Source organism: Pseudarthrobacter sp. PvP004, assembly GCF_017876035.1.
Taxonomy (GTDB): Bacteria; Actinomycetota; Actinomycetes; order Actinomycetales; family Micrococcaceae; genus Arthrobacter; species Arthrobacter aurescens_A.
The window spans coordinates 1,633,052-1,645,603 of record NZ_JAGINL010000001.1; the positions used below are offsets into that span (position 1 = coordinate 1,633,052).

The following is a 12,552-nucleotide window of genomic DNA, read 5'->3' on the forward strand; positions in this document are numbered from 1 at the left end:
GTTCTGGTTGGATCGCTTACGCCGCGGCATATGCGATGACGTTTTCTTTGGTTGCTTGTGCCTTGTCCAGTTCGGCCACTACTCGGCCGGACCGCATAACCATCACTCTGTCGGAGAGCTCGAGCAACTCGGGGAGTTCGCTGGAAATCACGAGTACGGCTACGCCTCTGCGAGCCAGTTGTTCGATCAGACGGTGGATCTCGGCCTTCGCGCCGATGTCGATGCCCTTTGTTGGCTCGTCCAGGATGAGGACCTTGGGATTGCTGGCCAGACAGCGTGCGATGATGACCTTTTGCTGGTTGCCGCCGGACAGGGACTGTATCGGCGTTTCCGCAGAGGGGGTCCTGACATCAAGTTCTTTGATGTAGTCGCCAACCATCTTCTTTTCGTGGCCCCTCTTCAGCACGCCCCACTTGCTGATCTGTTTCAGGAGAGTCAGGGTGGTGTTTTCGCGGATGGACAGCATGGGGATGATGGCCTGCAGCTTTCGCTCCTCCGGGACGAGGGCAATGCCGGCGGCGATGCCGTCAGAAGCACCATGGAGACGTAGTTTCCGGCCGTTGATCTCTACGGTTCCTGCGTCTGTTTTGTCTGCCCCGTAGATGCACCGGGCGACCTCTGTCCGGCCTGCGCCCACGAGTCCTGCCAGTCCAACGATTTCCCCTGCATGCAGTCGAACATTCACGTCCTCAAACGCTCCGGCACGGCTTAGACCCCGCGCCTCAAGAACCAGTTCACCGCGTTCGCGGGGAATATGCTCGTAAAGGTCCACGTCCCGGCCCACCATCAGCTGCACGACGGATCGGGCATCTAGCTCACCCGCGGGGACGGATGAGGCCACGGTCTTGCCTTCGCGGATGACGGTTATCCGGTCGGCCAGGGTGAAGACTTCCTCCAGTTTGTGCGAAACGTACATGATCGCCAAGCCCTTGCCCCGAAGCTCGTTGACGAGCTTGTACAGCTTCTCAACGTCCTGCTCGGTCAGGGCGGTGGTTGGCTCATCCATGATGATCACTCTCGCGTCCTGGGCTATGGCGCGCGCGATTTCCACCATCTGGCCGTCCACCGTTGAGAGCGCCATGGCAGGAGTGTCGAGGTTGAGGTGCGGTGCAACCTGGTCGAGTGCCTTCCTTGCCCGCTTGCGGATCTCGCGGCGAGAGAGGATGCCGTTGCGTCCACCCCAGTTTCCCAGCAGTACATTTTCGGCCACGGACAGGTCCGGGACCAGGTTGTGCTCCTGGTAGATGGTTGCAATCCCGGCGGCTTTGGAGGCCGCTGTACTGGAGGGCATGAGTTCGCCGTCCACGTACACGCCCCCTTCGTCGGGAGTGTAAAACCCGCTGAGCGTCTTAATCAGCGTCGATTTACCGGCTCCGTTCTCACCACAGACGCAGTGCACCTCTCCGGCATGAAGTTCGAAGTTCATGCCGGAGAGGGCGACGACGCCCGGAAACAGTTTTACGAGATTACGTGCTTCAACGATTGCTGGAGCACGTCCGGGCGTCTTAGTCACGGCAGTTCTCTCCTCAGGAAGGTGAGTCCATCTCTGGCCAGCGCGTCCATGGACGGTGCCACCGGCCGCCAGAGCGAAACAGCCTTGGCGATTTCCTCCACCGTGGGAAGGAACGATTCGACCACAATGGAACCTTGGTAATCGATCGTTTTCAACGCGTCAAAGGTCTCGGACCAAGGAACGTGTCCGCTGCCGGGCGTTCCGCGATCGTTTTCTGACACTTGGAAATGGAAGACCTTGTCACCGGCAGAGGTGATGGCCGCAGCGATGTTCTTCTCTTCGATGTTCATGTGGAACGTGTCCAGCATCAGGCCCACGTTGTCCCGGCCGATCAATTCGCAGAGTTCCAGTCCCTGCTCGACGGTGTTGACCAGATCCGTTTCGAAGCGATTGAGCGGTTCTATGGCCAGGGTAACGCCGCGTTCGGAGGCGTAGTCGGCCACTTCACGCAGACTGTCGGCTGCCCACTGGCGCTGCTGCCGACGTTCCTCGGGGGGAAGGAGCCGTGCTTTGCCGGTGGCGGAGTACATCGGGCCGGCCACGTGGGGGGATCCGACGGCTTGAGCGATGTCAACGCAGAGTTTCAGATAGTCAATGCCCTGCCGCCGCTTCTGCGGGTCTTCGTGTGAGACGTCGCGATCGGGTCCGAATGCACCGCAGATGGACACGGGCAGTCCGGTCCGTTCCGAGGCCTTCTTCAGTGCTTCCGCACTGACTACGGCCGGGTCTTCAATGCAGACCTCGATCAGGTCGTAGCCCATCTCCTTGGCGACGTCGAACTGATCAACGTCCTGGTCTGTGAACGGGGAGACCAGGATGAAGGTGCTGACTCCGAATTGGTATTTACTCATTGGGCCACAGCTCCTGTTCCAGCTTCTTCATTTCGTTGATGGCCTTTTCGGTGTAGGGGTCCAGGAACTCCAGGTGCCCGCCGCGTGCCATCATGGCGAAGGGATTCGACGCGGCGGGAAGAAGTTCGAAGGTCAGGTAGCCGTCGAAGTTGATGTCCTTCAGCGTCTGCAGTGTCGGACGGAAGTCGATGTGTCCTACACCGGGGGCTGCCCGGTTCGAGTCGGCCAGGTGGACGTGGTTGACCTTGCTGCCGGCGCGGGCGAAGGCACCGTGGATGGTGTCTTCTTCGATGTTCATGTGGAAGAGGTCTCCGTGCACGCCGGCATTTTTCAGACCGGTAGCGTCCAGAAGTTCAACGGCGCGGTCGAGCCGGTTCAGGAAATGCGTCTCGTAGCGGTTCCACGGTTCGAGGGTGATGTTGATGCCGACGCTCGCCGCGTATTCGCCAAGTGTGCGGACGTTCTCCACAGCCCATTCCCATTCCTGTTCATCGCTCGCCAGGGCTTCGGTCTTGCCCACCGGGGACGGCCCGACGATGATGGTCGGAGCTCCGACGGCGGCGGCGAAGTCAGCTACTGACTTGCCGTAGTCCAAGGCCTTCTGCCGGTTGGCGGCGCTGGGGTTGATCAGGTCGCGTTCCTCTCCAAACCAGATGCTGCAGATGGAACTGACGTCGATACCGGCGTCGCTGGTCAGTTTGTTGATCTCATCGACGTTGTGCGTTGCCGGTTCTCCGACCAGTTCGATGGCGTCGTAGCCATAACGGGCGACGCGGTCAATGCCTTTGGCGATGTCTTCCTGGTAGTAGACGATGGCGTTGTAGGAATACTTGAAGCGGGACATGTTTCTCCTTGATGGAATTGGTGTTGCTGCCTGGCCAAGCGGCGAGGCCTGGCCAAGCAGCCGAGGGGTGAGCTGCGCTAGTCCTTGAAGATGTTGCCCCAGAGAGTGGGGTCATCGACGTTCTCTTTGGTGATGAGCTTGGTGTCAGTCAGCTGCATCTTGGGCACCTGCTTGCCGTCAAGCAGGTCAACCTGGGCCTGAAGGGCCAGTGCGCCCATCTCAAACGGGTTCTGGTCCATCGTGGCGTCCTGGACACCATTTCGGATCCGGTCAAGGGCAAGGGGTGTGCCGTCTACTCCGACGAGCGGGATGTGGTTTGCGGCGCCCACCGGAGCGTCCTTGTTGATCTGGGAGAGGCCGGAGACTATTCCCCGCACCATTTCGTCGTTGTGGCTGAAAAGGCCATTGATACTGGAATCTGCGGTGAAGTTATCGACGGTCAGGGACAGAGCGTTGTCTGCAGTCCACTGTGCGTCACGGCCGATGACCTTGATGCCGGGGAACTGCTTGATGCCATCGTTGAACCCCTTGCCACGCAGAATCGCGTGGTAAGCACCCTTGGCTCCTTGGTACTCAAGGACGGTTCCCTTTTCTCCCATCAGTTTGGCCAAGGCTTCAGCGCCAAGCTTGCCGGCCTTTTCGTTGTCGAAGGCGACGGCAGCGTCGGCGATGTCACCCGGGATGACCGAGTCCACGGTGGTGACGGTCTTTCCGGCATCGTGGATCATCTGGACTCCGGGAACCAATTCAGCGGAGTTATTCGGGCTGAGGACAATGCCGTCCACACCCTGGGCGAGTTGGTCCTGGATTTGGCTGATCTGCGTGCTGGAATCGCCCTTGGCATCAAGGACTGTGACCTCCACGCCGAGTTCCTTCGCCTTATCCTTGACACCCTGCCCGAGGGCAACCATGAATTCAAAACTCTGGCTATAGAGCAGGACGGCGATCTTCTTAGTCTTCGTTCCGTCGTTGGCTTCCTGGGCGGCGCTGGGTGCGCAGCCGGTGAGGGCTATGGCTGCGGCGGAGACTGCCGCGAGGACCGCCAGTTTGGGTGAGGTCTTCATTGACTTACTCTTTCTGTTGGGTGCTAGGACATGCCGGCTGTGCCGGCCTGTATGCGGGTGAGCTGTTAGGCCGAAGTTCCGGTGGTGTGCGCTGTGGCTGGCCCGGTAACCGGGCTGCCCGCCGTCGTCGGGTCTATCGCCGCCGGCGGTCCGATCCTGCGTTTCCTTGACAGGTTCTTCTGGACGTACTTGTAGCGGTACACGTCCAGGGCGGCCGCAGCGAAGATGACGACGCCCTGGACAATGCGGTCGTAGGACGACGGGATTCCGAGAAGGTTTACGGCATTGGAGACCATCGCGATCAACAGCACGCCGAGCAGTGTGCCCTTGATGTTTCCTTGGCCACCGAAGAGGCTTGTTCCGCCGATGACCACGGCGGCAATGACGGTGAGTTCAATGCCGTCGCCGGCACGCGGGCTTCCGGAGGCCAGACGACCGGTGAGCAGAAGACCCGCCATTCCCGCCGAGAGGCCGGCGATAATGTAAGCGTTCATCGTGACTCGATCGACGCGGATGCCTGCAAGCAGGGCTGCTTCCTTGTTGCCGCCGACGGCGTAAATGGAACGTCCGTAGGTAGTACGGGTCAGGACCAAGTGGGCCAGGAAAGCCAGCACCAGAACGGCCGGTATGAGCAAAGGAATTCCGGCGATCTTCGCGCTGACCATATCGGTGAGCACCTTCGGCACAGGCGTGATGTTGCCGCCGTCCGAGTAGGCGAAGGCGATTCCCGAGCCGGCGGAGAGTGTTGCCAGGGTCGCGATCAGCGGGGATATGCCCAGCTTCGTGACCATCAGTCCGTTGACCGCTCCGACTCCGGCGCCAACTACGAGGCCGGTCAGGAGTCCGATTGCCGGCGGCATATCCATGTTGACGATCACGCCCATGGACAGCACGGACGACAGGGCAGCCGTAGATCCTACCGAGACGTCGATGCCGCCGGTAAGGATCACGAAGGTCATGCCGATGGCGAACACACCGAGGATCGTGCACTGGTAGAGCAGGTTTACCAGGTTGACTGTGGTCAGGAATACCGGGCTCAGGAACGTCAGCAGTACACCGAAGAGCAAGACGACGACCAGCAGGCCCTGCGCACCGATGAAGTCGCCGACGCCGGAGAGCCGTGAACGGGACTCGTCGTGGGATTTTCCGGGGCCAGCCCTCCCGGAAACCGGACCGGCAGAGCCGGTGGCTGTTTGTGGCTGCATGTTTGTATCTCCAGTCAATTCGACACTTCCTCGGGTCGGAAGTGCTAGTGGCTGCCGAAGAGTTCGGCGTTGGTCTTCAAGGTGATGGGCGCGCCATCTTGGCGGGCGGAGTCGGCGGTGGCCATGACGAGTTGCAGGCTCTGAATGTTGTCGGTGACATCCGTCTCAGCCTTGTTCCCGGTTTCGATGGCGTCGCGGAACGCTTCGAGGGTTCCCAAGCGTTCCTCCACCGGCAACGGGTCCAAATCGACGTGCATGACGCCGGAGCGTTCCACGGCGCCGGCGAGGAATACGGTGTCGAACAGTGATGCGAAGTTGATGGTGACCTCGTTGTTCTTCCACGTAATGGCGCCCTTGCTGCCTTGGATTTCCCAGTCACCGTCCCAGCTGGTCTGCGGGCCATATGAGCTCCATGATCCGGTGTAGACGACGCGTGCCCCGTTGTCGCAGTCGAACTGCACCACCGCGGACGCGTTGCCCTTGAACCTCGAGGTGCCGGTGTTCCAGGACCGTGCACGGACTGCGGTGGGTTCGACACCAACGATGCCGCGGAGCTGGTCAAGATGATGGATCATGGCATCCACGATCAAGGGTTCATCCATTTCGAGCCTGAAGCCTTCGAACGGCGGGTTCTTCTTGTAGTCGACGAAGACATGCTCGAGGTCTCCAATAACTCCGTCGCGTATGAGGCGCTGAACGGTGCGGGCTGCGCGCTTGAAACGGTAGTTCTGTGACACCATGGCCTGTTTCCCGGATTTCTCTGCCGCTTCGATAATCCGGACGCCGTCTTCAAGGCTGTGCGCAAGTGGCTTCTCAATAAGTGTGTGTACGCCTGCTTCCAGAGCAGGGATGGCCACGGCTGCGTGGTATTCGGGTGGAACGATGACCAAGGCAGCGTCGAACGTATCTTTGTGGTCCAGCGCGTCCTCGATGGTGGCGTACGCGGGGATTCCGTACTGTTCACCAGCGGCCCGTGCGGCGTCGGAGTTGACGTCGACAACACCGGCCAGCTCCCAACTTTTGCTGTGGTGAATCACGTTCAGCCATGAGGCGCCCCAGGCGCCGAGGCCTACTTGGATGATTTTCATTGCTGCACTCCTTCTAACTCTTTTGTGTTTGGGACGTCGACCCATTCGCCGCCCTTACTGGATTTGATGATGCTTTCGGTGAGGATGGCTGACCTGAGGCCGTCCTGGAACGTGGGCAGGCCTTCGCGGACGTCACCGTCGATGGCGGCATAGGTATCGGCCACGAACGCATTGAAGGCATCCTGATAACCCTGCGGATGGCCAGCTGGCAGAACACTCAGCCGTGCTGCGTCCGGGCTAAGCACCTCCGGGTCACGGACAAGCAATTGGGACCCCGCCCGCTTGCCTAGCCACAACGTCTCCGGGGCTTCCTGGTCGAACTGGAGGGTGCCCTCCGAACCCGCGATCTCGATCATCAGGCGGTTCTTCCGCCCAGGAGCAACCTGGCTTACCAAGAGATTTCCCACGGTGCCGGATTCAGTGGCGAAAACAGCGGCAACGAGGTCCTCGGTCTGGATGTCCTTGTTGTTCGTCCGGCCCGAGAAAAGAGTCCGGCTCAGGGCGCCGACTTTTGTTATGTGTTCACCGCTTACGAATTCGACAAGGTCGCACAGATGGGAGCCGATATCGGCGAACGCCCGTGAGGGCCCACCCAAAGTGGCGTCAACTCGCCAGTTGTCGTCTTCCCGGGAGAGCAGCCAATCCTGAAGGTAGGAGCCCTGGATGGCGGAGATCCGTCCCGTTTGGCCCGATGCAATACGTTCCCGGGCTTCCCGGATCATCGGATGGAAGCGATAGACGAAGGGAACGGTCGCAACAGTCCCGGCCTTGGCGGCCAGCTCTACAAGTTCGGTTGCGTCCTGGACGTTGGTGGCCAAAGGCTTCTCACAAACCACATGCTTGCCTGCTTTCAGCGCGGCCTCAGCCAGTCCGTAGTGAGTGCCGTTTGGCGTGCAGATGTGGATGACGTCGATGGCGTCGTCTTCGACGAGGTCCTGTACGGAGTCGTAGGCCTGCTGCACACCCAGGCGGTCTTTGGCGCGGTCGGCGCTGGTACGGCTCGAGGACGCAATGCCGGCGATATCCGCCCCTGCAGCACGGGCGGCTCGGCTGTGCACCTCGGCCATGAACCCGGCGCCGACGAACCCGGCCCGTAACCGGGAGGGGGCTGTCGTGGTTCTGTCGTTTTCCATGCCGAAACAGTGACACGCAGCACCTGACTTTGGTCAGGGGCCCAGCAAAAGTCTGCACCTTTTGACGCTGAGGACGGTCGAATGCACGCCCAAGTTGCACTTTTTGATGCTTAGCACTTCGCCGGGTGGACGGGAACGAGTGAGCAGCTTGACACTGAGTGGAGATGAGGGCCCGCAGGGGCCGGTGAGCCCGATGCGTCAGCAATTCAGGCGCACACAAACAACCTCTTTTGAGCCCTGAATTGGAGTGACATGGACAACGGCGGACCCGGCGAGCTTCTGCAAATCCTGCGGGACGGACAACCCCGAACCAGAGCCGACTTGGCTGGGACAACAGGGTTGGGCCGAGCCGCCGTCAGTTCCCGCCTTGAGCCGCTCCTGAAGCTGGAACTGGTGATACCCGTATCAGGGGCGCCTTCTACTGGAGGCCGTCCATCGGCGCGGCTAGCTTTCAACCCAGGCGCAAAGTTGGTGGCGGCTGCAGACGTTGGTGCCACTCACGCCACCGTGGCACTCACGGACCTGTCAGGAGCGGTACTCGTGGAAACCACAGAGCGGATGGAGATTTCGTGCGGACCCGAAACGGTCCTGGACTGGCTTTTGACGATGGTGAATGGACACTTGAAAGCGCTGGAGCGTCCGACTGCTGATGTCATCGCAGTCGGCATTGGGCTACCTGGCCCCGTTGAGCACTCCACTGGGAAGCCGACGAGCCCCCCGATCATGCCGGGATGGGACGGATTCGATGTTCCCGCTTACATTCAGCAAACCTTGGGCGTACCCGTACTCGTGGATAACGATGTCAACCTTATGGCACTTGGTGAGAGGGCCACCCGCTGGCCAAACGAGGAGAACATGATCTTCCTCAAGGTCGCCACCGGGATCGGATCGGGAGTGGTTAGTGGAGGAGAATTGCAGCGGGGCGCAGCAGGTGTCGCTGGAGACGTCGGCCATATTGCTGTTTCCCGCGGGGCAGGAATTCTGTGTCGCTGTGGCAAGAGTGCCTGTCTGGAAGCCATAGCGGGCGCCCCGGCCATCGCCGCCCAGCTCCGCGAGAACGGACTGGGGGCAACCAACGGAAGCGACGTCGTTTCGCTCGTTCGTTCCGGGAATCCAGCTGCTATCCAAGCGGTCCGCCAGGCGGGCCGTGACATCGGAGAAATGCTCAACATGTGCGTGAGCTTCATCAACCCATCCCTGATTGTTGTGGGCGGCTCGCTTGCCCAATCCGGAGAACACCTCATGGCAGGAATACGCGAAACGGTCTATGCACGATCAACGCCATTGGCGACCCAGCACCTGAACATCACCCAATCCGCAACCGGGCCGGAAGCTGGAGTGGTTGGGGCCAGCATCTTGGCCGTCGAGCATGTCCTCTCCCCCCACCGAGTAAATCAACTGGCAACCCGGCTGCTTTCCGGCGGAAAAGAAAATATCAATCGGCAGGAAGAGCCCGCTCCCCCGACACCCTGGCCGCTTCTTGAGGCGATGGCCAAACAATTGCAGGACGCACCTACGTGACCACCTCTCTGCACTAATTCGGTTAGACAGCCGCGCGTGGGTTTGGACCCGCCACGGCCCTTTCTCCAAATACGTACCTGTGCACGACATGCTCATGCAGGCCTCGACGGCACCAATATAAGCACATCAACGCGCCAGCCGAAGGCGCATCCAGGGGTAAAATTGCCCTACCAGCGGACCTCATTTTCGGCCGGTCTGACGAGTCACCGCAACCGCTTCCTTAAGGCGCCGTGGCAGCTCACACGACTGCCATGATGCTCGGCTGGTGAAGGAGGATGGCATGCCTCAATCTGGTGACGCAAACAGCGCCCGTGTGCGACGATACGCAGTGCCGGAAGGGCTCACTCCCGAGCAAAGGTTTGAGCATTGGCGGGTGTGGTACGGCAACGCCGTCGAAACACCGATGCGGCTGGAAAGGTCAGAAGGCGAGAGTCCTGCGTCCGTCAGTCCCTCAGCCATCAATCTTGCCGGACCGGGCTTCAGCCTCATAGAGATGCACAACACCCCCGCGCTGGGCTTTTGGGCGCCGAATCCCGACACCACGGATCTGCGCCTTGCATACTTCCGTAAGGCATCAGGCCTGACCCTGGATCTCAACGGCATACCCGAACCAATTCCGACGGGCTCGGTGAGATTCATCGACACGTCGCTGGGCGGCAGTTTCGATGCCCCCGAAGGGTTTCACGCACAACAGCTCAACATAGACCGCATCAGTCTCAACGTCAGCGAAGGCGGACTGCGCTCCCTTCTTCGCCTGCCTGACCTTGCAAGCCACCCAATTGTGGGCACCTTCGTGGTCCCCGCCTTGATGAGTTGGAAGAGGCCGGGCATTGACAGTGAGGCATCAGCAACCGGCGAGATCCTCCGATCCGTCATGGCAACCTTGGTGGGTTCCCTGCTCGAATCGCCGGTCGACGATGAGGCACAGAAACCCGCACTAAGCCGGGCGGTAAAGAAATACCTTGAGACCAGCTTCGATAACCCAAGTCTGGACGTGGCAATGATCGCCGGAAAGTTCAACCTCTCCCGTCGCTCCTTGTTCTACTTTTTTGAGACTGAAGAACTCCGTCTGGGTGAGCGAATTCGCGCCTTGAGAACGCGGAAAGCACTGGAGCTCCTGCTTCAAGCCGATGCCCAAAGAATCACCTACTCAGAAATTGCCGCACGGTGCGGATTCACTAACGTTCAAAGCATGCGCCGGGCAATCAAAGAGTTTACGGGGATGAATATCAGGGAGATCCATAAATCCGAGCCCGTCGTTCATATGGCCCTGCAACAACTGCGGCAGAGACTCAACTCTGCAGCCTGACCGGACCGGCGATTGACGGCGCCAACAACGCGCTGTTCGAACCTTGCCCAGGCGCGCGGACGGGACCACTCGGGAAACGGCGCCCGCGCATTATTGAGGTGCCGCGCTCCCCATGGATTTCAGCTGGGAGAGCGCAATGCGGGCGCGGCGAATGAAACGGAAAGCCCTCCACGCCCCGTAGAAGGCAGCAGCAAAGCAGACCGGGCCAATGACAAGGAGTGGCCACGGTGCGTAGAAAACGCGCAAGCCCGCCTGAGCGGTGCCGGCCTCAGAAGTCAGCGTTGCCTCGGCCGCGCCGCTCTGGATCATGGGTGCCCGCGCGAGTGTGGCGTGCAGGTCAATGCTCGCTCCTGGAAGGAGGCCATCGGGTGTGTCGAATTCCAACCTCGTCGCCGTTGCCGGCCAGCCTGAGAGTTCCATGTGAGCGGACGGATGCAGGATGGTGTTGCCGGTGTTGCGTATGGGCAGAGTGAAGTCGAGGTTGTCCCCGTTGTGTTTCCAGCTCAGGCTGCCGTGGGCCAGTGATTTGGCTGCCGTGCCGGCAACGTTGAGGTAAATTCGGACGCCTTGGCGTTGAATCGTGTCCAGTCGAACGGCGGTATCACCATTGACCGCGGTGGTCTTGCCTTGGACAGTGGGGCTTTGGATGATGAGCCCTCCTGCGTAGTCTCCTGGAGGTGTGCCTTCGGGAACGGTGAGACGGAAGGGCACTTTCAGGTCCGTGTTGGCGGGGACGGTGATCTGTTCCGTATCAAGCTCGGCCCACGCCCCCACACCTTCGCGGGGGGCGGATTGTGCGGCCATCGCAAAGGTTCCCTGCACCGTGTTCTCCCCGTCTACGGGATACGTCAGCAGGGTCACTGGCGAGGAAGTGTGGTTGGAAACGACGGCTGTGGCCTCCGTCGTGGCCCCGGGATAGAGGGACAAGTGGAAGAAGTCCGATTCTGTCTCCGGGCGGATACCCAAAGTCCCGTTATCGACTGCAGAGGCGGGGCCGGCCATGAGGAGAATTTCCAGGATCAGCAAAGCCACAGCGATGATCACTGGCCCGGTCAGGCGCGGGGATGGTGTTTTCACGTTTTCTCAGTCCTGGAAGCATCCGGATTAGCGATTGTGGTGCTGTGGTGTGGGGAGCGAAAGCCCGCCCGCCTCCTCGTAAAGAGGACGGCGGACGGGCCCGCGTGTTCTAGCCCATGGTGTAAGTGATGGTCGAGGTGTAAGGGTTCAGGGCTCCGCTGGCGCCAACAGCGTAATTGGAGCGGTAGGCGTTGGCCGGAATGGCGAGGCTGAACGCCGGGGCCAGCGTGTACGTTCCCATGTTCTGGCCCACCGTGGAGACCAGAGCCTGAGAGGACGTTGACAAAGCCAATGCCGGGGCGGTGATAGTAGCTGCAGAGTCCGAGCCCGCGCCCGCGGTGATGGTGCCGGGCGTGATCGTCAAGCCGCTGACAGGGATAGTGCGTGGGATCGATTCGTCTGTCCCTGCGGCGCTGGTCGGCGTGGATGCGCTCACCGAAAGAGCCCACGCCGAGCCCGTGCCACGGGCATCGGTGATAGTCCACTCCGAGGAGGAATTGCCCGTGGAGGTCTGGGTATTGGATCCGTCCAGGGTGACCCCTGTCAGGGTCGCTCCGTAGGTATTGGCCGTAAGCGTTCCGCCGGAGATCGTTGAGTCGACGACGTCGGCCGAGGCAGGGGTCAAACCGAGGGTTAGAGCCACAGCGGAAGTGGTGAAAATGGCAGAGAGCCTGGTAATTCTACGCATGATTGTTTCCTGTGTTTGAGGTGACAAAAAGTGAAAACGCGCATCCCGCTGGGACGGAGAAACCCGACGATCAGCGTGAAATTATTCTATGAATCTTGATGGCGCGAAAAAGTAGCGAAGAATCCGATTCGTGCAGAGCTTTGCCGCAAAGGGATCACTTCGTGCAAGGGGCCGTTGAGCGCCGGGATACAAAAAGAGAAGACCGCGATATTCGCAGTCTTCCCATTCCTTCAGTCAGACACTGGAATTGTTCTCAGAC

Annotated in this window: 11 protein-coding genes; 2 read left to right on the plus strand and 9 right to left on the minus strand. The window is 60.3% G+C overall.

Annotation, left to right across the window (positions count from 1 at the left end):
* Positions 1-16: 16 nt before the first annotated feature.
* The 7 genes from J3A64_RS07400 to J3A64_RS07430 all read right to left on the minus strand — a co-directional run bounded on the left by J3A64_RS07400 (position 17) and on the right by J3A64_RS07430 (position 7,698).
* Complete coding sequence (locus tag J3A64_RS07400; protein WP_210063946.1) at positions 17-1,513, minus strand: sugar ABC transporter ATP-binding protein; 1,497 nt, start codon at positions 1,511-1,513, stop codon at positions 17-19.
* The gene (locus tag J3A64_RS07405; RefSeq protein WP_210063947.1) at positions 1,510-2,364 is read right to left on the minus strand and encodes a sugar phosphate isomerase/epimerase; all 855 of its coding nucleotides are present in this window, start codon (positions 2,362-2,364) and stop codon (positions 1,510-1,512) included. The genes J3A64_RS07400 and J3A64_RS07405 overlap by 4 nt, the downstream gene beginning before the upstream one ends.
* On the minus strand, positions 2,357-3,208 hold the full coding sequence (locus J3A64_RS07410) for a sugar phosphate isomerase/epimerase family protein (protein WP_014921700.1): 852 nt from the start codon (positions 3,206-3,208) through the stop codon (positions 2,357-2,359). The genes J3A64_RS07405 and J3A64_RS07410 overlap by 8 nt, the downstream gene beginning before the upstream one ends.
* 77 nt (positions 3,209-3,285) lie before the next feature.
* Positions 3,286-4,272 carry a sugar ABC transporter substrate-binding protein gene (locus tag J3A64_RS07415; protein ID WP_011774582.1) on the minus strand — a complete coding sequence of 329 codons (987 nt, stop codon included), beginning with the start codon at positions 4,270-4,272 and terminating at the stop codon, positions 3,286-3,288.
* 65 nt (positions 4,273-4,337) lie between these two features.
* A complete protein-coding gene (locus J3A64_RS07420) occupies positions 4,338-5,477 on the minus strand; it encodes an ABC transporter permease (protein WP_210063948.1) in 1,140 nt (379 codons plus the stop codon).
* Between the two features lie 44 nt (positions 5,478-5,521).
* Positions 5,522-6,565, minus strand: coding sequence for a Gfo/Idh/MocA family protein (locus tag J3A64_RS07425; protein ID WP_014921698.1), 1,044 nt, complete (start codon positions 6,563-6,565; stop codon positions 5,522-5,524).
* Positions 6,562-7,698 carry a Gfo/Idh/MocA family protein gene (locus tag J3A64_RS07430; protein ID WP_011774579.1) on the minus strand — a complete coding sequence of 379 codons (1,137 nt, stop codon included), beginning with the start codon at positions 7,696-7,698 and terminating at the stop codon, positions 6,562-6,564. The genes J3A64_RS07425 and J3A64_RS07430 overlap by 4 nt, the downstream gene beginning before the upstream one ends.
* 252 nt (positions 7,699-7,950) lie before the next feature.
* Here J3A64_RS07430 and J3A64_RS07435 point away from each other — a divergent pair, with 252 nt between their 5' ends.
* Together J3A64_RS07435 and J3A64_RS07440 are read left to right on the plus strand one after the other, a co-directional pair.
* On the plus strand, positions 7,951-9,219 hold the full coding sequence (locus tag J3A64_RS07435; protein WP_014921697.1) for an ROK family protein: 1,269 nt from the start codon (positions 7,951-7,953) through the stop codon (positions 9,217-9,219).
* A gap of 265 nt (positions 9,220-9,484) precedes the next feature.
* Positions 9,485-10,528, plus strand: a complete 1,044-nt coding sequence (locus J3A64_RS07440; RefSeq protein WP_307807169.1) for a helix-turn-helix domain-containing protein — start codon at positions 9,485-9,487, stop codon at positions 10,526-10,528.
* A gap of 90 nt (positions 10,529-10,618) precedes the next feature.
* Here J3A64_RS07440 and J3A64_RS07445 read toward each other — a convergent pair whose 3' ends face one another.
* The gene (locus J3A64_RS07445; protein ID WP_307807170.1) at positions 10,619-11,605 is read right to left on the minus strand and encodes a WxL protein peptidoglycan domain-containing protein; all 987 of its coding nucleotides are present in this window, start codon (positions 11,603-11,605) and stop codon (positions 10,619-10,621) included.
* 109 nt (positions 11,606-11,714) lie between these two features.
* Positions 11,715-12,293 (minus strand): WxL domain-containing protein, encoded by a 579-nt coding sequence (locus J3A64_RS07450; RefSeq protein WP_014921694.1) that lies wholly within the window; start codon positions 12,291-12,293, stop codon positions 11,715-11,717.
* Positions 12,294-12,552: the final 259 nt, after the last annotated feature.